General features: G+C 54.8%; 15 protein-coding genes. 6 read left to right on the forward strand and 9 right to left on the reverse strand.

The genetic code is table 11. The features are described 5' to 3' along the window. Positions 1 to 290: 290 nt before the first annotated feature. The 7 genes from hpsH to G497_RS0106440 all read right to left on the reverse strand — a co-directional run bounded on the left by hpsH (position 291) and on the right by G497_RS0106440 (position 10357). Positions 291 to 1241: a (2S)-3-sulfopropanediol dehydratase activating enzyme gene (hpsH, locus tag G497_RS0106405; RefSeq protein ID WP_027187537.1), complete on the reverse strand. Its 951-nt coding sequence runs from the start codon at positions 1239 to 1241 to the stop codon at positions 291 to 293. 237 nt (positions 1242 to 1478) lie between these two features. Continuing rightward, entirely contained in the window at positions 1479 to 3983 is a 2505-nt protein-coding gene (hpsG, locus tag G497_RS0106410; RefSeq protein ID WP_027187538.1) for a (2S)-3-sulfopropanediol dehydratase, read from the reverse strand. A 771-nt stretch (positions 3984 to 4754) separates the two neighbouring features. Next, positions 4755 to 5951 carry a DUF3179 domain-containing protein gene (locus G497_RS17060; protein ID WP_051257903.1) on the reverse strand — a complete coding sequence of 399 codons (1197 nt, stop codon included), beginning with the start codon at positions 5949 to 5951 and terminating at the stop codon, positions 4755 to 4757. 85 nt (positions 5952 to 6036) lie between these two features. Next, positions 6037 to 6741 carry a (d)CMP kinase gene (cmk, locus tag G497_RS0106425; RefSeq protein WP_027187540.1) on the reverse strand — a complete coding sequence of 235 codons (705 nt, stop codon included), beginning with the start codon at positions 6739 to 6741 and terminating at the stop codon, positions 6037 to 6039. Beyond that, positions 6734 to 7852: a histidinol-phosphate transaminase gene (hisC, locus tag G497_RS0106430; RefSeq protein ID WP_027187541.1), complete on the reverse strand. Its 1119-nt coding sequence runs from the start codon at positions 7850 to 7852 to the stop codon at positions 6734 to 6736. The genes cmk and hisC overlap by 8 nt, the downstream gene beginning before the upstream one ends. Positions 7853 to 8170: 318 nt before the next feature. Next, positions 8171 to 9415, reverse strand: coding sequence for an MFS transporter (locus G497_RS0106435; protein WP_027187542.1), 1245 nt, complete (start codon positions 9413 to 9415; stop codon positions 8171 to 8173). 372 nt (positions 9416 to 9787) lie between these two features. Beyond that, on the reverse strand, positions 9788 to 10357 hold the full coding sequence (locus tag G497_RS0106440; protein WP_211228746.1) for a peptidylprolyl isomerase: 570 nt from the start codon (positions 10355 to 10357) through the stop codon (positions 9788 to 9790). Positions 10358 to 10713: 356 nt separating this feature from the next. Here G497_RS0106440 and argF point away from each other — a divergent pair, with 356 nt between their 5' ends. The 5 genes from argF to G497_RS0106465 all read left to right on the forward strand — a co-directional run bounded on the left by argF (position 10714) and on the right by G497_RS0106465 (position 17381). Next, positions 10714 to 11619, forward strand: a complete 906-nt coding sequence (gene argF / locus G497_RS0106445) for an ornithine carbamoyltransferase (protein WP_027187544.1) — start codon at positions 10714 to 10716, stop codon at positions 11617 to 11619. 73 nt (positions 11620 to 11692) lie between these two features. Next, complete coding sequence (locus G497_RS0106450) at positions 11693 to 12886, forward strand: argininosuccinate synthase (protein ID WP_027187545.1); 1194 nt, start codon at positions 11693 to 11695, stop codon at positions 12884 to 12886. Positions 12887 to 13186: 300 nt separating this feature from the next. Next, positions 13187 to 14575, forward strand: coding sequence for an argininosuccinate lyase (gene argH, locus G497_RS0106455; RefSeq protein WP_027187546.1), 1389 nt, complete (start codon positions 13187 to 13189; stop codon positions 14573 to 14575). Between the two features lie 290 nt (positions 14576 to 14865). Beyond that, entirely contained in the window at positions 14866 to 16845 is a 1980-nt protein-coding gene (locus tag G497_RS17065) for an LTA synthase family protein (protein WP_051257904.1), read from the forward strand. 53 nt (positions 16846 to 16898) lie between these two features. Further along, positions 16899 to 17381 (forward strand): GNAT family N-acetyltransferase, encoded by a 483-nt coding sequence (locus G497_RS0106465; protein WP_027187547.1) that lies wholly within the window; start codon positions 16899 to 16901, stop codon positions 17379 to 17381. A gap of 309 nt (positions 17382 to 17690) precedes the next feature. On the opposite strand, the gene yfcE is transcribed toward G497_RS0106465, so the two are convergent. Further along, a complete protein-coding gene (yfcE, locus tag G497_RS0106470; RefSeq protein WP_027187548.1) occupies positions 17691 to 18236 on the reverse strand; it encodes a phosphodiesterase in 546 nt (181 codons plus the stop codon). Positions 18237 to 18365: 129 nt separating this feature from the next. Continuing rightward, positions 18366 to 18575 carry a Trm112 family protein gene (locus tag G497_RS0106475; RefSeq protein WP_027187549.1) on the reverse strand — a complete coding sequence of 70 codons (210 nt, stop codon included), beginning with the start codon at positions 18573 to 18575 and terminating at the stop codon, positions 18366 to 18368. A 139-nt stretch (positions 18576 to 18714) separates the two neighbouring features. Here G497_RS0106475 and G497_RS0106480 point away from each other — a divergent pair, with 139 nt between their 5' ends. After that, positions 18715 to 19596: a PHP domain-containing protein gene (locus G497_RS0106480; RefSeq protein WP_027187550.1), complete on the forward strand. Its 882-nt coding sequence runs from the start codon at positions 18715 to 18717 to the stop codon at positions 19594 to 19596. Positions 19597 to 19698: the final 102 nt, after the last annotated feature.

The raw sequence follows: 19698 nt of genomic DNA on the forward strand, positions 1-19698 counted from the left end.
CCCTCCGCCCTCGCTCCACGGCTCGCTACGCTCGCGACTGCCGTCGGCTTTAGGGAAGGTTTTGGCTGCGTGGAGATGTGCGGTCAGCAAAGCTGCCCGCAGACGCGCCTACCCATACCCCCCCCACCTTATGTGCGCTTTGTCGCGCCTCCCATAAGGAAGGTTATCAGAATATTTATAACCATTTTGTTCATGCTGCATCTCCGCCTTGTTCATGCTTTACAAGGAACCACTGAATTACTCCGCGTTTCCAAAACACAAGGCACATGCCTGAATCTATTTACAAACAATTACGCTTTGGTCATTTCACCAGCCAGCCGGGCCAGCGTTGTAAACACGCTAGTATCCAGGGTGGCATCCCCCAGGGGGGCTTCCCGCCCCAAGAATAAATACTTTTGGGTGCCCAACCTGTGGTAGGGTAACAGTTCGTAGGTAATGCCTGCACCATCCAGGGGTCTGCTTTGCCGTGCTTCACGCACAAGGCTGGCAATGCCGGTTATGCAGGCTTCGTCATCGTTAAAGCCCGGAATGACAGGGGTACGCACAACTATGGGCAGGTTGGGGAATAATTTTGCCACGGCGAGAAAGTTGGCAATAATTTTTTCGTTCCCATGCCCGGTGGCAGCGGCGTGCTTTTCACTGTTGCTATGCTTTATGTCGAACATCATGCTGTTCAGAAATTTGGCGGCTTCCACCATCACTTCAAGGGAAGTACAGCCGCACGTTTCAATGCTTGTTTTAATGCGGCGCTTGCGTGCTTCACGCAGCAGGGCCAGGGAAAATTCGGGTTGGGCCAGGGGTTCGCCCCCGCTTAAGGTAAGGCCCCCGCCGGAGCGGGTGTAGAACATGCTGTCTTGCTCCACGGCATCAATCACTGTGGCAACACTCTGCTTTTCCCCATAAGTAATAAGAGCCAGGGCAGGGCAGTGGGGCACGCAGTTTTCCGTGCAGTGTGTGCACCGTGCACGGTCAATGGCAGCCTTGCCATCTTGCGCAAAGCCAATGGCATTTTCCGGGCATACGTTTTTGCAGCGGCTGCATTTATCTTGCCCAAGGCACTTGCCGGGGTTGTAGGCCAGCTCCGGGGTGAACACTTGCGATTCCGGGTTGCTGCACCATGAACAACGCAACGGGCAGCCTTTAAGGAACACCAGGGTGCGTATGCCGGGGCCATCGTGCACAGAGTATTTCTGGATGTTAAAAATGGTTCCCATTTGTTTTGTGTCGTCTATGTGGAGCATGGTCCCTGCCTGGTTCGCTGTGTTTCTGGAGTGTTTGTGCCATGTTATATCAGTTCCAAGTAAATACTGCCGAATTGGTATAACGGAGCCTGCCCAAGCAGACGACCAAAACCGAAGGTTTTGGAGGAGCAAGGCGGCTGGGCCGCCGTTAGCGGCTCTCCAAGGAAAAACGCAATTTTTACTTGAAAATGGAATCAAGCACGGCCAGAGGGCTGTATGCCCCCTGGCCGTGTGGTGTTAGTTAACGGTGGTATGCTCGGTACGGGCAATCAGGTCGTTTTGCAGGTCAGGGGAAAGGTCTACAAAGTATGCGCTGTACCCTGCAATGCGCACAATGAGGTTGCGGTACTTGGAAGGGTCGCGCTGTGCAGCCACAAGGGTGTCGCGGTTGATAACGTTAAACTGCACGTGCCACAGGCGCAGGTCGCAGAAGGTACGAATGAAGGAAGCCAGCTTTTCGGTGCCTTCTTCGCCTTCAACGCACTTGGGAGTGAACTTGATGTTCACCAGGCGGGCGGCGCGTTCACGCAGGTCGTAGTTTTTGGAGTTGAAGTTGGAAAGCATAACGGCGGTGGGGCCGTTGCGGTCTGCCCCGTGGGAAGCGGAAGCACCGTCGGAAAGGGGCGACCATGCCTTGCGGCCGTTGGGGGTTGCGCTAACCACTTTACCAAAGGGCACGTGAGAGGTGAAGGGCACCAGGCGCAAATCAAGGAACACGCCCAGCTCTTTGGCGTACTTCTTGGTGAACTCTACGGAAACCCTGTCAATTTCTTTGGCAATGCTGTCTGCATAGTTGTCGTTGTTGCCGTAGCAGGGGCAGTTGCGCAGCATTTCCTGGATGTCTTCATACCCTTCAAAGTTGTGTTCCATGGCTTCAATAATTTGGGCCAGGGTAATTTTTTTGTCTTCAAACACAAGCTTTTTAATGGCTGCCAGGGAATCTGTTACCGTGCCGTAGCCAATGCATTCAAAGTACCCAAGGTTAATACCTTCGGGAATTTGCGGGGTGTGCAGGTCAAGGCAATGCTTCATGCACAAGTCGTGCAGGGCAGAACCCATGGGGGCTGCAAAGTGGCGTGCCCGCAGCTTGATGATGATGCTTTGCTGAATAAAGGCATGCTTGATGAAGTTCAGTTGCTGCTTCAGGTAGGCATCCCACAGTTGTTCCCAGGAAGTGAAGTTGCGCGGGTCGCCTGTTTCAAAGCTCAGCAACTTGTCGCCAAACTTTTTCATGCGCCCGTTGTACAGGGTCATTTCCAGGGCAGCAGCGTAGTTAATGTAGGCGCAACCGCTGGTGTAGGTGTCGCGGTTGGGCATACGAATTTCAGCGCAACCGGAAACGGCGTAGTCGTATATTTCTTCAAAGTTTGCGCCTTTTGCCAGGTGCAGGGGAATAACTTCTTCGTCGTTAATGAGTTTGGGGAAGCCGGAACCTTCTTTGATGGTTTCCGCAATTTCCCAAATAAAGCGCTCAGGGGCACGGGCGTGAATACGGGCTGCCAGGTCTGGGTAGTGCAGGGGGAATTCACGCTTGGAGCGCAGGAACAGGTAGGAAAGTTCGTTGCTGGCGTCGCGCCCGTCTGGGGTTTGCCCGCCCACGGTAACGGCTTCCCAGTGTGCATACCCTTCGTTAAAGGCGCCGCCTGTAGGGGAAATGTACAGGTCAATAAACTGGGCCATGCCCACCCACATGCACTCAATAAGCTCAATGGCCTTGTCTTCATTCATGCGGCCTTCTTCCACGTCCTTTTTGTAGTAGGGGTAGAAGTATTGGTCCATGCGGCCGTTGGAAATGATGGTGCCTGTTTTTTGCTCCATGCGGGAAAACATTTGCACAAACCACTGGGACTGCACTGCTTCATGGAAGGTACGGGCAGGGTTGGCTGGCACCCATTCGCAGTTTTCAGCAATAAGCAGCAGCTCGGCCTTGCGCTTGGGGTCTTTTTCTTTGGCAGCCATTTCACGGGCAAGCACAGCGTGGCGCTTGGCCCACAAAATAATGGCATCGCTCACAATAACAATGGCTTCAAGGAAGGGCTTTTTTTCCACGTTGTCTGTGGGGGAGAAGGGGTCAAGGGCCGCCAGTTTGTCCAGGGCTTCCTGCTTCAGGCCATTAAAGCCGCGCTTCAGTACCTTTTCAAAGTCATGCACCCATTGCAGGGAAGAACGGAAGGAAGATGTTTCGTTCACGATGAAACGGGAAATCAGCCCTTCTGGGTCATCGTAGGTCAGGGTGTGGGTATCTTTGGGCAGGTGAATGTTCAGGTCTTCGTGGTAGGTTTTGCCTTTCCAGTAGGGGGCAATGTCGTTCACCACGGTAGGAATGTCTTTGGGGTTAATGCTGAAAGGAGAGGTTTTGCGGCTTGGCAGGTCTTCCACGGCCTGGCCCAGGAAGTCGCCATCCAGTTCAGGGTACAAAATGCCATAACGGCCCTGGCAGCCGCAGCGCCCGGCAAGCAGTTGCTTGTCGTCTATGTACACAGAAATGTTTTCGGCAATGTGCTTCATGGCCTTTGCCCAACGCAGCACAAGGGCTTCACCTTCTGTCTGCTTCATGGACTCGGTAAAAAACTTGGCCCGCTCAATGTCAATAATGGGCTGCTTGCCATCAAAGCTGTCGATAATTTCAAATACTCTGGCGTGGGCAGGGGTGTTGCGGTAAGTGTCTTCTTTACCTGCAATTTTGTCCTGAAGGCGTTTTTCGTGCGGAGATAAACATGCACAACAAGGTTCAGCACTCATTTTTTCTCTCCTGAAGCGGTAAAAGTACGGGTTATGATGTTCCTGCAAGGCCGGGGTGAAAACAGGTGAACACGGGGCGTGCCCGCAGCAAAGCACCTTGGAACAATTGCGCAAGGTGGTGTGAGGAGTTCCCAGACACCACCTTTTTGTGAAGGCGTTGGCGGGGCAGCGCGGATTCCCTGAGCGAAAAGGGCATTTGCTTGCGTGCACGTGTTCCCAAAAATGTGAACAGCAAGGTGCACTGCTTTGCTTGTTCCAAATAGAGCAATTATGGTGCCAATGAGTTATTTTTTTGAAAAAGCGTATTAATTTATAGTGTTAAGTGTTGTTTGTGTTGTTGTTCTTTCAGTTTTTTTGGTGCAAAAATGCAACAGATGTTGCTGGCGCTTACTGAGAAATGAATATGGATTACTATAATTGGCCTAAATGATGAGGTTTATTTGTGGTGCAAGGCTGCAACTATGCAAAAGTTCCATGCCATAGGCCTGAACTATTGTGACCGATTTCACAATAAATGTGTGCTGTCATGCTCCCTTCAAAGAAGTGCTTCTAGGGGGCGCTGCCTGATGAGGGAAAGGACCGTGAGGTATGCCAAGCATGAGGGCGGAAAGAACAGAGTGCAATGTTGCAGGGTTGCATCATGGCTTGGGGGTGCCATTCTTATGGCATTACACGCACAAGCCCCCTGTTTCGCAGGGGAAACAGGGGGCTTGCAGAAGAGGCGGGCAGGAGGGCAGGGTTCGTTCAGGAATAGATCTGCATTTTTTTAGGCTATTGCCTTGTAATAGGGGGGAATACCATGGTTTGGCGGTGGAAGGCCGCCCAGGCAAACCACATGGAATCAATGGCCAGCACCGGGGTAAGGCGTTTGCCGTTATACCTGCCATAGGTGCATTCACCTGCTGGTGTCCACTGGCTTTTGGTGGCCTCGTCCACAAACTGGTTTTCAAAAAAAGAAAAATTCATCACGTTGCGGGCGTCACCATCCAGCCTGCGGTCAAACACGCGCACGGCGTCCAGGTCTTTGTCATACAGGGCCACCATGGGCACTATGCCAATGGTAAAGTTCAGGAACATGTTGTCTTTTACTTCCTGCACCTGCACTGCCCCGCGAATGCTTTCCTGCTCTATGCCTAAAATACGTTTTTTGGCAGGCAGGCGGGTGTCCAGGGTAACTACCGGGTGCACAAGGCGCGAGTTGTCGTAATATGTGCCTGTGGACTGGTACGAACCGTAAGGGTCGCGCCCATAGGTGCGCTTGTGCCCTGTAGCGCGTGAAAGTACTTCGGCTTTGCCGTTATACGCTTCCCGCACCCCTTTCCAGGTGGCCCAGAGCACGGGAATGCGTTCCAGGCGTTTGCCTTTCAGGGGGCCATCAATGCACAGGGCCAGCAACTGGCTCCATTGGCTCAGGCTGATGCGGTCGTACAGCACGCTGTTGTTGAACAGCAAGTCGCCCGTAACCCCGAAGGAGGAAGGGTATTGCCCCGCCATAGAGCGAAAGGCTGTTACTGTGCCGGTAAGCGGGCTGTAGCTTATGGTGTAGGCTTTGCCAGCTGCTTCCGGGCTGCCGGGCTGAGGTATGTTGCCCGCGGCGTCGGGCAGCACATCGTTCACCACCTCATGCCACACCAGAATGCGCTGGGGATATATGCGAATGCGTCCTTCCGGGTAAAATACCACAAACACCACTTCATTGTCGTCCATGGCAAGGCTGGCATCGGAAACCGTGACATAGCGCGGGTTGTTCAGGGCAGGAATGCCGTCGCGGCCAATGCCTGTGCGCACAATCTGGTCAAACAGTTTGCGCAGGGCTGCTTGGGAAAGGCCCAGGGGCAGGGCAGGTTCAGTACTGGCAGGTACGCCCTGCGCAGTGTTCTTGGCAGGGGCGGCAGCAAGGGCTGGTGGGCCAGCAATAAGCAGGCACGCAGCGGTAAGGTACAGGGCAAGGGCAAACGCACGAATCATGGTGGCTCCTTGGTAAGGTGGCGAAAGTAGCCCAAGGCGGGGCTGGTGCGGGTAAACACAGCAGCCCCGCCTTGGGGCGCAAACCTTACTGGGGGCAAGCCCCAGGGGCTTTGGCCTGCACGGCCTGGAAAATGGTCTGGAAGACCTCTTCCAGGGAAAGAGTTGAGGTGTCAATAATGACCGCATCGGCGGCAGGGCGCAGGGGGGCAATGGCCCGGTTCCTGTCCTGGGCATCACGCTGGGCAATTTGGGCTGTCAGGGTGGGCAAATCTGCTGGGGAGCCCATTTCCTGCAATTGCAAAAAACGGCGCTTGGCCCGTACTTCAGGGGAGGCATCTAAAAAGATTTTGCAGGCAGCTTGCGGGAACACTTCGGTTCCCATGTCACGCCCTTCTGCCACCAGGGAAAAACGTGCCCCAAGGGCCTGCTGGGCCGCTTTCAAAAAGGTACGCACTTCCGGCGAAACAGCCACAGCAGCCGCCATGAGGCCTGCTTCTTCGCTGCGAATTTCATTACCTACGGGGCGATTGTTGCACAGTAAGGTTGTTGTTTCTCCGTTGCCTTGCAGGGCAAAGGTAAATTGGTGCAGGGCCGCTTCCAGGGCAGGGCCGTGCAGGGTTAGGCAGCGCTGTGCGGTGTCAATATGTTCTTTCAGCCCCAGGGCAATGGTGCGGAACATGGCCCCTGTGTCCATGTAGGCAATGCCAAGGTGGCCTGCCACGTTGCGGGCCAGGGTGCTTTTGCCCACTCCGGCGGGGCCGTCCAGGGTAACCACAAGGGGGCTATGCATGGCGCAGTACCCCGGTAAGTTCCTGTACGAACAGGGCGTTTTCTTGCGCTGTGCCCACGGTAACACGCAAGTGGTCGGCAAGGTTGTAACTGTTGAGGGGGCGAATGATAATGCCGCGCTCCAGCAGGCTGGCAAACACTTCTTTGGCCTGTTTGGTGCAGCCCTGGGGCAGCCGGAACATAAGGAAGTTAGCTTGGCTGGGGAACACGGTGCAGCCAAGGGCGGTGAGCTGTTCCTGCAAATAGGCGCGGCCTGTTTTTACGGTGTGCATGGTGGCAGCGCGAAAGGTGGTGTCTTCCAATGCCGCTATTCCGGCAATTTCTGCCAGAATGTTTACGGAAAACGGCGGGCGGATGGCACACAGGCAGGTTGCCAGCTTTTGCGGCATAACGCCAAAACCAAGGCGCATGCCTGCAAGGCCAAAGCTTTTGGAAAAGGTGCGCAGCACCACCACATTAGGCCGGGTGGCGAGCAGGGGCAGCAGGGAACTTTCCTGTTCGTTTTCGCAAAAATCTATGTAGGCTTCATCCACCACCAAAAGGCAGGTGGGGGGCAGGCTGGCGGCAAAGGCCAGCACTTCTTCCCGCGGGGGGCAAAAGCCGGAAGGGTTGTCTGGTGTGGTAATAAACACCAGGGCGGTGTGTTCGTCTACCGCAGCGCGCATGGCCTGCCAGGGGAAGGAGAAGTCCGGGTTTAGGGGCACTTCACGCAGGGCAACGCCGCACAGCTTGCTTTGCAGGGTGTACAGGCTGAAGCACGGGGTGCAGGTAACCACGTTGTGTATGCCGGGGGTGGGGCAGGCACGAATGAGCAGGTCTATGACTTCATCAGAGCCATTGCCCAGCACCACGCAGGCAGGGGGCACTTGAAAAAAATGGGCCACGGCTTCCACAAGGCGCGGTGCACCAGACTGAATATAGCGGAACATGGTGCCAGCAGCCTTGCACACCCGTTCCTGCACCAGGGGGGATGTGCCCAGGGGGTTTTCATTGCTGGCCATTTTCACCACTTGGGAAAGGCCGTAACGCTCTTTGATTTCATCAATGGAAAGCCCCGGCGTATAGGGGGTAAATTCAAGAACAGCAGGACGAATGGGGTATGAGGCGGTCATGAAGTATCCCATGGGGTTTTGTTGGGGAAACGCTGATTTATTCCGTTTGGCGGCGTTACTTGCTTTTTTTGAAGCGGGGCAGGACCAAAGAGTTGACTCGGCCCGTCCTGGGCCTCGGCCTTCGGCTCCCGCACTGCGCGCGGTTCCCAATTCCGCTTTCCTGCGGAATTGTCAGCACCCGCCTCAAAAAAAGCTGCGCCTTGCCAAACGAAATAACTGCGCGTTTCCAAAATACCAATTAATCAGTGCTTCCCTAATATATTTCGTTAAGCGCCTGCCAATGTACTTTACGCAGGGCTGGTTGACAAGGGTAGTTCTTTACTGCGGGGCATGTTCCTCTGGTATAGACAACCGCAGTGTAATGAGCCCTGCAACAAGCGTTGCGCCAACATACAGCCACAAGGTAAGGGAGAGCAAGGCCGCTGGGCCAGAGGCAAGCCCTAAAGCATGGGTAATGGTTCCGGCAGCCTGGTAGAACACTGCGCCCCCAACAAATGGGAACATGTTCACGAAGCCTGCGCTGGTGGCTTCAAGGCCGGGTGGGGAAAGTTTTCTGGCAGAGGCAAAGGCTATGGCTGCCCCGCCAATGCCCGCCGTGCTGAACAGAAAAAGGGCCACAGCTTGCACCCACACCGAAGGGGGCAACCAGTTGAACAGCATGGGCAGGGTGGTGGCAGCCTGCATAAAGGCCAGCAGAGACATGGCCTTTTGTAAGGACAGGCCTTTTTCATGCAACCAGGTGAAAAAGGGTGCAGTGGCAAGGGCAAAAGCTGCCGGGGTAAGTGCCCAGCCCACTTGGGTGGGTTCCAGCCCCAGTTGGGCAAGGTATTGCCCCCCCCAGGCTCCCATAAAGGAAAAGTAGGCGCCGCAGGTAAGGCTGTACCAAATGCCAATGCGCCACAACCCGCCGTGGCGCAGGAGGCGGGTAAGGTTTTGGTACATTTTTGTGCGGGAATTTGTTGCTGTGGGAGGCAGGTTGGGTTCTGTGGTGCGTTCTTTCACACCCAGGGCAATCATAATAGTGCAGGCAAAGGTAAGAATGCCCACCACGATAAAGCTGCCACGCCAGCCCACCAGGGCTGTAAGGTAGGTCATGGGGGCTGTGGGCAGCCAGTAGCCCACACTGCCAAGGGTGAACAGCCACCCCAGCACCCGCGCATAACTACCAGGGGAAAACCACATGGCCAGCAGCTTCACGCTGGGTATAAACACCACAGAAATAACAAACCCTGCTGCCATGCGGGCGGCAAGGGCGCTGGAAAATGTGGTGGCAAATGAAAACCACACGGTAGCTAAGGCAGCCAACACAAGGGCGGTAACCATGCAGCGCTTGGGGCCGAAGGTGTCTGTGAGCATGCCAGCCGGAATTTGCATAAAGGCATAGGGCAGGGAAAAGGCCATGCCTAGCCAGCCCATGTCTTGCATGGAAACATCAAGGGAAGCGGCAACGTCGCCCATAACGGTGGAAAGGCTGATTTGCTGGAAATACGGAAACATGCTGACCACAACCAGCATGGCAAACAATTTCCGGGAATAGTCGCAGGGGGGGCGCTCTGGAAACATGGCGTTCTTTTTTCCTTTCTCCGCTAGGGCTTCGTGGAGATGCTTCAGCGGCGTAGCCGCTTTCGCCCTCCGCCCTCGCTCCACGGCTCGCTACGCTCGCGACTGCCGTCTACTATTCTTCGCTCGGGCTTCGTGGAGATGCTTCAGCGGCGTAGCCGCTTTCGCCCTCCGCCCTCGCTCCACGGCTCGCTACGCTCGCGACTGCCGTCGGCTTTAGGGAAGGCTCTCCCCCCCCCGGCGTAGAGGCTTTAGGCAGGGCTTGTTCGCGGCTGCTATAGGCTTTCTCCGCTTGGGCTGCTTGGAGAAAAACAACCGCCGCATGGGCCGGGAAAAAACCAAGCAACATGCGGCGGGAAACACAGTGCGGGCGCGTTACTTGCGCACAACAGCCTTGGTAATAATAACAGGCTCAACAGGCACATCGTCGTGAAAGCCCTTGCTGCCTGTGGCAACTTTTTCAATGGCGTCCACCACGTCCTGGCCTTCAATCACTTTACCGAACACAGCATAACCCCAGCCCTGAATGGTGGGGGAGGAGTGGTTCAGGAAGGCATTGTTCTTGGTGTTGATGAAGAACTGGGCACTGGCAGAATGCGGGTCGTTGGTGCGGGCCATGGCAAGGGTGTACTTGTCGTTGGAAAGGCCATTGTCAGCTTCGTTTGTAATGGGTTCGCGGGTGGCTTTTTCTTTCATGTCAGCCGTCATGCCGCCGCCCTGAACCATAAAGCCGCTAATAACGCGGTGAAAAATCATATTGTCGTAAAAGCCGTCTTCTACATACTGCTTGAAGTTGGCAGCCGTTACCGGAGCTTTCTCAGTATTCAGTTCAACAACAATCACGCCTTTTGTGGTGTGCAGTTCAATCACAGGGAACTCCTTTTGAGCGTTGGCTGCCTGGGGCACAAGCAGCATAAAAAGCAGAGCAAAAAGGAAAATACGCATAACCAATGCTCCTTTGTCGCACTCTCATTGTATACCAGTTGCAGATACAACCAGCGTTGGTATCTGAAAAGCCGCAACAAGCGGCAAGGCATGGCCTTGCGGCCCGTGTGTGCGTGTTGTTGGGGTAAGGTAGCGGAGTTGCTTTGCGGGATGTAGCCTAAAATGCCTCCTTAGGCAAGAGTGATTCAGGGTCTTTCTGGCTTCAGCGTTTGTAAGGTTGCTTCCTTTCTCCTGCCCGGCGTCTTTTCCCCCAAAAAGCCCGTGTTGCCACTTTACAAACAGGCCGTGTGCTTCTATGGTATGCGTTTGGTGTTGATTCATCGTGGGCTATGCCCCGTAGCTATTGCGAGAAGCGCATGACCAAACATTTCACTCACATTCGCCAACTTAACGCGGAGCAGGGCATGCACCTGGTTCGCCGGGCCAAGGCCATGAAAGACAGCCGTTTTACCAGCAGCTTGCTGCACGGTAAAACCATTATGCTGATTTTTGAAAAAGCCTCTACCCGAACGCGAATTTCATTTGATATAGCCGTGCGCCAGCTTGGTGGGGGAACCATTTTCATGACCCCCATGGAAAGCCAGCTTGGTCGTTCCGAACCCCTGCGCGACACTGCCCGCGTGCTTTCCCGCTATGCCGACGGCATGGTGGTGCGTACCTTTGGGCAGCAAAAGCTGGACGAACTCATGGCCTTTGGCTCCATTCCCGTGGTGAACGCCCTTACCGACCAAGGCCACCCTTGCCAGGTAATGAGCGACATGCTTACCATGTATGAGCGCACCCCGAACCTTGCTTCCCTTACGGTAGCCTGGGTGGGCGACGGCAACAACATGGCCAATTCCCTGGTGGAAGCTGCCATGGTGTTTGGCTTTACCTTAAAGCTTGCCTGCCCCAAAGGGTTTGGGCCAGACGTTGAATTGCTGGCAGAAGCCGCTGCCAGTGGGGCAAACGTATTTCTTATGGAAAACCCTGAAGAAGCCGTGGCTGGTGCGCACTACGTGCACACCGACGTATGGGCTTCCATGGGCCAGGAAGAAGAAATGCGCGAGCGCGTGAAGGTGTTTTCCCGCTACTCCGTGAATGAAGCCCTTATGCGCAAGGCTGCGCCGGGTGCCTGCTTTATGCACTGCCTGCCTGCCCACCGGGGCGAGGAAGTGATGGAAGAGGTGTTTGAAGGGCAGTCTTCCATTGTGTGGGACCAGGCGGAAAACCGCCTGCACATGCAAAAGGCCATTCTTGAATGGGTGTTCACCCAAGAATAAGCAAAGTTTCTGAAAATTTAGAGGGCGGCTGCAAGCAGCCTGCCCACCCAAGAACAAAGAAGGAATGTTTCAAATGAGTAAAGCGATAAAGAAAGTGGTGCTGGCCTACTCTGGCGGTATGGACACTTCCGTTATTCTGAAGTGGATTAAAGATACCTACCAGTGTGAAGTGGTCACCGTTACCTGCGACCTTGGGCAGGAAGAAGAGCTGGATGGCATTGAAGAAAAAGCCCTGACCACAGGTGCCGTGAAAGCCTTTGTGGAAGATGTGCGCGAAGAATTTGCCAAAGACTTCATTTTCCCTATGTTCCGTGCTGGGGCCCTTTATGAAGGGCGCTACCTGCTGGGCACTTCCATTGCCCGCCCCCTTATTGCCAAAAGACTGGTGGAAATTGCCCGCCGGGAAGGCGCAGACGCCATTGCCCACGGTGCCACTGGCAAAGGCAACGATCAGGTGCGCTTTGAGCTTTCCATTAACTCCCTGGCCCCGGACCTGCAAGTAATTGCCCCCTGGCGCGTGTGGGATTTGTGTTCGCGTACCGACCTGACCTCGTTTGCGGAAAAGCACGGCATTCCGTTAAGCGCAGGCTCCAAGCATTATAGCATGGACCGCAACATGCTGCACCTGAGCTTTGAAGGGGGCGAACTGGAAGACCCCTGGCAGGAAGCGGGTGAAGGCAGCTACATGATGACTGTGCCGCCGGAAAAAGCACCCAACACGCCAGAATATATTGAGGTGGAATTTGAAGGGGGCAACCCCGTGGCTGTGAATGGCAAGGTGCTCAGCCCCGCTGCCCTTATTCGTACCCTCAACGAAGTTGGGGGCCGCCATGGCATTGGCCGCATTGACCTGGTGGAAAACCGCTTCGTGGGCATGAAGTCCCGCGGTGTGTATGAAACCCCCGGCGGTACCATTATTCACGCTGCTCACCGCGACCTGGAAGGCATTTGCCTTGACCGCGAAGTGATGCGCCAGCGCGATACCATGATTCCGGCCTACGCGGCTGCCGTGTATAACGGCTTCTGGTATGCCCCGGAACGTGAAGCCATGCAGGCCTTTTTTGACGCCACCCAGCACCGCGTTACTGGCGTTGTGCGCCTGAAGCTGTACAAGGGCAACGTGTACCCCGTGGGGCGCAAGTCGCCTTACTCCCTGTTCCGCCAGGACCTGTGCACCTTTGAACGCGACGAAGTGTACAACCAAGGCGATGCCACCGGGTTCATCCGTTTAAATGGGTTGCGTATTCAGGGCTACAAAGCTCGGTAAACGCTCATTTTTTCCGTTTGGCGGCGTTGTTTCATGTTTTTTACAGGGGGGCAGGGCCAAAGAGCCCACCCCCCCTATAAAAAACAATCACGCCTTGCCAAACGAAAAAACTGAGCGTTTACCAAGATTCGTGGTTTTATAGGGAAGATGACGTTTCTCTCAAAGGCGTTATGGTGCCGCGCTTTGCATGGGCAGTGCTTTTGGCGCTGTGCTGCAAATGCGCGGCTTTTGCTTATATGGTGCAAAGCGTCTTTTATGGGAGCACGGGAAAAATCAGCGTTTCCTTAATTAGGGGGAGATATGGGTAATAAAGGAACGATGTGGGGCGGTCGGTTTGCCGCTGGCACAGATGCGTTGGTGCAAGAATATACGGAGAGTGTTTCCTACGACAGGGCGTTGTACCGGCAAGACATTGCAGGTTCCAAGGCCCATGCCCGTATGCTGGCCCGGCAGGGCGTGTTGCAGGCGGCGGAAGCGGAACAGATTTGCGCTGGGCTTGATGCCATTTTGCAGGAAATTGAGCAGGGCACGTTTGCATGGAAGGTGGCCCTGGAAGATGTGCACATGAACATTGAGAGCCGCCTGACAGAGCTGGTGGGGGACGTGGGCAAAAAACTGCACACGGGCCGCAGCCGTAACGACCAGGTGGCCCTTGGCTTCCGGCTGTTTGTTTCGGCCCGCACCCAGGAATGGCGGCACCTGTTGCGCCACCTTGTGGCGGTGCTGGTAACCACGGCAGATGCCCATAAGGAAACGCTGCTGCCCGGCTGCACCCACTTGCAGCCTGCCCAGCCCGTAAGCCTTGCCCAGCATCTGTTGGCCTATGCCGCCATGTTCCGGCGCGACTTTGACCGCCTTGCAGATGGCGACAAGCGCACCCGGGTGTGCCCCCTTGGGGCTGCGGCCCTTGCAGGCACAACCTACCCCTTAAGCCCCGCCTTTGTGGCAGAACAGCTTGATATGGCAGGGGTGTTCAGCAACAGCATGGACGCCGTTTCCGACAGGGACTTCGCCCTGGAAGCCTTGTTCGGGGCTTCCCTGATAATGGCGCACCTTTCCCGCCTGTGTGAAGACCTGATTATTTGGGCCAACCCGGCCTTTGGCTTTGTGCGCCTGCCAGATGGCTACGCCACTGGTTCCAGCATTATGCCGCAAAAGAAAAACCCCGATGTGGCAGAACTGATGCGCGGGAAAACAGGGCGGGTGTATGGGGCGCTTATGGGGCTGCTCACCACCCTGAAGGGCCTGCCCATGACCTATAACCGCGACCTTCAAGAAGACAAGGAACCGTTCCTGGACACAGATAAAACTGTAAGCGCTTCCTTGGCCCTTATGGCAGGAATGATGGAGGCCATGGTGTTTGTGCCCCAGCGCATGGAAGCGGCCCTGGAGCGCGGGTTCCTGAACGCCACAGAACTGGCAGACTATTTGGTGGGCAAGGGTATGCCCTTTCGGGAAGCGCACCACCACACCGGGGCGGCAGTGGCCCTGGCCGAAGCACGCGGTGTAACCCTGGAAGCGCTGCCCCTGGCAGACTTGCAGCACATCAGCCCACTTATTACAGATGACGTGTACCCTGTGCTTGCCCACAAGGCGGCGGTGGCCCGGCGCAACACTTCCGGCGGCACTGGCCCGCAGCCTGTGGCGGCCCAAATTGCGGCGTTGCAGGCATGGCTGCAAGTAGAGTAACTCAGTATTTCCTAAGTTGATGCTATTTATTACAGGGGGCTTTTGCCCCCTTTTGTATGACTGGAATGCAGCGATGCAGTGTGAGGTATTATACGTTTGCCAGAGAGGGGAGAGCGCCTGCTCAAGTTTATAATATCATTTCTTGCTATGGGGGTATGCTTGGACTACAATAACCACATAGCAGTCACTACGGTTTGTCACAATAATTCAACCTATTGTCTCAGTTTTCAGGGTCTCTGCTTATGCTGGTGCATGCACAATGCACTCATTTTTTCGTTGCAGGAGCAGATATGAAATTGTGTTTGGCGCGTATTTTGGACAAATTTCGTCTGGATTATATAGGGTTGCTGGCAGTCTTGTTTCTGGTGGTGAACACCTGCACACGGTTTGCGCTGCTCGTTGCCTTCCCCGAAACCCTTGCCCTTTCTGGTGCCTTGTTGCCTGCCCTGGCAAAAGGTATAGTAAACGACCTTGCCACCCTGGGGTTTGTGTTGCCCCTTCCGGCGTTGCTGTTTTTACTACCGAGCAATGCGTTTTTTAAAAAATCAATTGGCCGTGTATATACCGCAGGTATATTCTTCACTTGTTCACTGGTGTTTATTTTTACCGCCTTTGCCGAATACTTTTTTTGGGATGAATTCAGCGCCCGGTTTAACTTTATTGCTGTAGATTATTTGCTCTACACCAATGAAGTGGTGCATAACATTATGGAATCATACCCAATGGCTCCGTTGCTGGGCACCGTGTTTGCGCTAGGGGTTATTTCCACGTATGTGTTGCTGAAAAGCGTGCGGCGCATTCGGGCCAAGCTGAATGTGTTGTTGCAGGGTGCATTGCAGGGGAACACCCTGGGCAGCCGTGTTGCCGCCCCTGGTGCCATATTTGGGGCAGGTGTTTTGCTGTTTGTGTTGTTCTCTCCCGTTGCGGTGCGCACCAACAGCTTGTGGAATGAATTTGCCAAAAATGGCCTGTACGAGTTGTTTTCCGCGTACCGCAACAACCAGCTTGATTACCGCGCCTTTTATAAAACCATGGACAAGGCGGCAGCATTTGCTTTGATGCAGCAGCAAATACGTGACGCTGATCCCATTTTTATGGCCCCAGCGGGGAACAGCCTGATGCGGGTTGTTGCGGCCGGGCCGGAGCAAAAAAAGCCAAATGTTATTGTGGTGGTTATGGAGAGCATGGGCAGCAAGTGGCTGGGGGAATATACCCCTAACCTGAATGAACTCGCTGCGGGGGGGCTTTCCTTTACCAACATGATGTCCACGGGCACGCGCACTGTGCGTGGGCTTGAGGCCGTGATGCTGAGTGTGCCACCCACCCCTGGCAGTTCCATTGTGCGCCGGCCGGATAATGAGCATTTGTTCAGCCTTGGCACGGTGTTTGCCGAAAAAGGCTATGATTTGTCGTTTATTTACGGCGGGCTTGGCTTTTTCGACAACATGGGTGCTTTTTTTACTGCCAATAATTACACCACCGTGGATAAGAACGACTTTGCCCCGGAGAATAAAACTTTTTCCAATGCCTGGGGCCAGTGCGACGAAGATTTGTATGCCCAAAGCCTGACCCTTGCCGATGCAAGCTACACGGCAGGCAAGCTCTTTCAACAGGTGCTGCTTACCACCTCCAACCACAGGCCCTTTACCTACCCTGATGGCAAGGTGGCAATACCTTCCGGCACAGGGCGCAGGGGCGCTGTGCAGTATACGGATTACGCCATTGGGGAATTTATGCGGGAAGCCAGAACGCGGCCCTGGTTTGATAATACCGTTTTTGTGTTTATTGGCGACCACCCTTCTGCCATTGCTGGAAAAACCGACGTTCCGGCGGATGCCTACGGCATTGTGAGCATTCTTTACGGCCCGAAATTTATCCAACCGCAAACGGTAGATACTTTGAGTAGCCAAATTGACCTTGCCCCAACCTTGCTGGCCAGTTTGGGCTGGGGGTATATTTCTCAATTCTTTGGTACCGATGCCCGGACACTCCCCAAGAATGAAGGGCGGGCCTGGATTTCAACCTACCAACTGGTTGCCCTGCGCACCAATGAAAGCCTGGTTGTGTTGAAGCCGGGAAGAAAAGTCGATGCCAGCAGACTATCTCCTTTGTTTGCAGACATAGCAGGACCTTCTTTGCCTGAAGTGACCCAACGGGCAATTGCCTCCTACCAGTGTGCCTATGATTTGTTTGTGGGCAAGGAACTTACCGAAAGCACGGTGCATGCCTATGCCCCGGTTGCCAAAGCCGCAAACACCGTTATACAGTAGCTGAAAATGTACACCCCAGCAGGGCAGCATGTAACGGTGAAAGGAAGAAATTCATGATAATTCAACCCTATACACAGCAATATCAAGAGGCAGTCATTACGCTTATTTTGTCCATCCAGCAGGGGGAATTCCAACTGCCTGTGGGGCGTGAAGACCAGCCAGACCTTGAGCGTATTGCCGAGGAATACCAGCAGAGTGGTGGGAATTTTTGGGTTGCCTTGCAGGGGGGCACTGTGGTGGGTACCCTGGCCCTGAAAGCCGCGGGCACGGGGGTGGGGGCCTTGCGTAAAATGTTCGTGGCCCCGGCGTTTCGTGGCAAGCAACATGGCACGGCCCAACGCCTGCTGGACGCACTGTTTGCCCATGCCCGTGCAGCAGGTATGCAGCATGTGTACCTGGGCACCACGGCTGTTTATTTGGCAGCCCATCGTTTTTATGAACGTAACGGTTTTGTGCGTATTACGCGGGAAGAAGTGCCCGCTTGCGTGCCCTTAATGGCTGTTGATACGGTGTTTTACCGCAAAGCCATTCTGTAGGGAAACGCTGATTTTTTCCGTCTGGCGGCGTTGCTTCATTTTTTTTAAAGGGGGGCAGGGCCAAAGGCCCCCCCATTTTAAAAAAACTTGCGCCTTGCCAGACGAAAAAACTGAGCGTTTCCAAGGTCTGTGCTTTTATGAGAGTTGCCAGAGATCATTATCCGTGAAACCCTCCCTAAAGCCGACGGCAGTCGCGAGCGTAGCGAGCCGTGGAGCGAGGGCGGAGGGAACAGGCAGCTTCGCTGGCTGTTCATCACCACGACGTCTGAGCGAAAGAAAGTCGCCAAACGGAATAACTGAGTGTTTCCCTTAGAGGCCTTCCAGGCGCAAATATACCTCATCAGACTGGGTAATAACCGCAAAGCAACCCCCGTCAAACAGGCCGTAGCAGGCAGGGTGGTCTTGCTTGGGGTTGGTCAGGGTGCCTGGGTTGCACAGCACAATGCCTTTGTGGATGTTGGCTGTGGGAACATGGGTGTGGCCTGAAAGGAAAATGTCCCCCACGGCAAGGGGAGGCAGGTTTTGCGGCGAATAGGTGTGCCCGTGGGTGGCAAAAATGCGCAGCCCTTCGGCAAACAGCCAGGTGAAGGAATCTGCCATGGGGAAGGGCAGCAGGTTCATGTCCACTTCACTGTCGCAGTTGCCGCGCACAGCAATAATGCGTTCTGCCAGGGGGGTCAGTTCACGCACGCAGGCTTGCGGGTCGTACCCTTGCGGAATAGGATTGCGCGGCCCGTGGTATAAAATATCTCCCAGCAGAACAATTTGGTTGGGGCGGTGTTGTACCGCCAGTTCCACAATGCGCCGGGCCGTGGGCAGGCTGCCGTGTATGTCACCAAATACCAGTATTCTCATAGTATGTTGCTTGGCAGGCAAAGGCCGGGTTGTAGGGGAATGTTGGTTCCATCAGCCTATTGGAAATACACAATTATTTTGTTTGGGAAGCAACGCCGCCAAACGGAATAAATCAGCGTTTCTTCAGGGTTATTCCCCTTTGCAGGCCGGGCCGGGGCGCTTGCCCGTGTCCCATTGGGCCTGGGGAATGGCTTCTTCCACCAGCAATACAGGAATGGAGTCTACAATGGGGTACACCACCTGGCAGGCAGCGCACAAAAGGCCTTCAGTGCCGCTGTACAAGGTAAGGGGGCCTTTGCAGCGCGGGCAGGCCAGTATTGAGAGCAAATCAGCGTCCATGTATGGAAATCCTTGGTAAGTAGCTTGTTTTTGGTGGAGAATAACGGTAGGTTGAAGCATGAAAAGCATGGCATGGGCCACACCCTATGGATTACTCATAGCATGACGCACGGCGGCTTTCAAGAGGAGCAAGAGCATCATGCCCCCTTTATGGATAGATTTACATACCCACAGTACTGCTTCTGACGGTACTGATTCCCCGGCAGAACTGGCCCGCAAGGCTGCCCAGTGTGGCCTACGCGCTTTTGCCCTTACCGACCACGACACCATTGCTGGCCTTGATGCGGCGGAAGAAGCCGCCAGGGAACATGGGGTGCAGTGTATTCGCGGGTGTGAACTTGCTGCTGCGTGGCAGGGCAGGGAACTGCATTTTGTGGGCTATTATGTGCCCCGGAATAACCAGGAACTTGTGGCTGCCCTGGAAGTTTCCTGTGGTGGGCGGGCGCAGCGTAACCAGCATATTGTGGAAAAATTGTGCGCCTTGGGTATGGAACTGACCTTGGCAGAGGTAAACGCCCTGGCAGGAGATGGGGTTGTGGGCCGCCCCCATATTGCCATGGCTTTATATTCCAAGGGCTACGTGGCTTCCACGCATGAAGCCTTTGATAAATTTCTTGGTATAAAGGGCCGTGCCTATGTGCCGCGCCCGTTGCTTTCCCCTGAAGAATGCATTGGCTTGCTGCGTAGGGCCGGGGCAACCGTAACTTGGGCACACCCTTTTTTGCAGGCCCATACAGAACGCCAGGTGTTTGAAAACATGCTTGCCACGTTTGTGGAGTGTGGCCTTGGTGCCATTGAAGCCTACCACACCACCCATAACGCTGCCCACATTCGCACCTGCCTGCGCCTTGCCAAACGCCACGATTTATTGCTGACGGGTGGATCAGACTACCACGGTATACGCAAACCCGGTGTGGCCCTTGGCTATGCCGGGGCACAGGTGCGAGTGCCCTTTACCTTGTTGGAAGCGATGGAAGCGCGGCGGCGTGAACAGGGCTTGTGGACCTTGGATGCCCCTTAAATGAAATAACTCGCGTTTCCAGTCCTTGCGGAGTAGATGCATAAAGAAGAAACACAGGCTGAGGCGGCGGCACGCCGCACCAAACCACGCCGTATAAAAACA

Source organism: Desulfovibrio cuneatus DSM 11391 (assembly GCF_000430005.1).
GTDB classification, from domain to species: domain Bacteria; phylum Desulfobacterota; class Desulfovibrionia; order Desulfovibrionales; family Desulfovibrionaceae; genus Frigididesulfovibrio; species Frigididesulfovibrio cuneatus.

Coding starts and splice junctions, on each gene's coding strand:
- hpsH (WP_027187537.1), bottom strand. CDS start 1,241: ATGCTCCACATAGACGACACAAAACAAATGGGAACCATTTTTAACATC.
- hpsG (WP_027187538.1), bottom strand. CDS start 3,983: ATGAGTGCTGAACCTTGTTGTGCATGTTTATCTCCGCACGAAAAACGC.
- G497_RS17060 (WP_051257903.1), bottom strand. CDS start 5,951: ATGATTCGTGCGTTTGCCCTTGCCCTGTACCTTACCGCTGCGTGCCTG.
- cmk (WP_027187540.1), bottom strand. CDS start 6,741: ATGCATAGCCCCCTTGTGGTTACCCTGGACGGCCCCGCCGGAGTGGGC.
- hisC (WP_027187541.1), bottom strand. CDS start 7,852: ATGACCGCCTCATACCCCATTCGTCCTGCTGTTCTTGAATTTACCCCC.
- G497_RS0106435 (WP_027187542.1), bottom strand. CDS start 9,415: ATGTTTCCAGAGCGCCCCCCCTGCGACTATTCCCGGAAATTGTTTGCC.
- G497_RS0106440 (WP_211228746.1), bottom strand. CDS start 10,357: ATGCGTATTTTCCTTTTTGCTCTGCTTTTTATGCTGCTTGTGCCCCAG.
- argF (WP_027187544.1), top strand. CDS start 10,714: ATGACCAAACATTTCACTCACATTCGCCAACTTAACGCGGAGCAGGGC.
- G497_RS0106450 (WP_027187545.1), top strand. CDS start 11,693: ATGAGTAAAGCGATAAAGAAAGTGGTGCTGGCCTACTCTGGCGGTATG.
- argH (WP_027187546.1), top strand. CDS start 13,187: ATGGGTAATAAAGGAACGATGTGGGGCGGTCGGTTTGCCGCTGGCACA.
- G497_RS17065 (WP_051257904.1), top strand. CDS start 14,866: ATGAAATTGTGTTTGGCGCGTATTTTGGACAAATTTCGTCTGGATTAT.
- G497_RS0106465 (WP_027187547.1), top strand. CDS start 16,899: ATGATAATTCAACCCTATACACAGCAATATCAAGAGGCAGTCATTACG.
- yfcE (WP_027187548.1), bottom strand. CDS start 18,236: ATGAGAATACTGGTATTTGGTGACATACACGGCAGCCTGCCCACGGCC.
- G497_RS0106475 (WP_027187549.1), bottom strand. CDS start 18,575: ATGGACGCTGATTTGCTCTCAATACTGGCCTGCCCGCGCTGCAAAGGC.
- G497_RS0106480 (WP_027187550.1), top strand. CDS start 18,715: ATGCCCCCTTTATGGATAGATTTACATACCCACAGTACTGCTTCTGAC.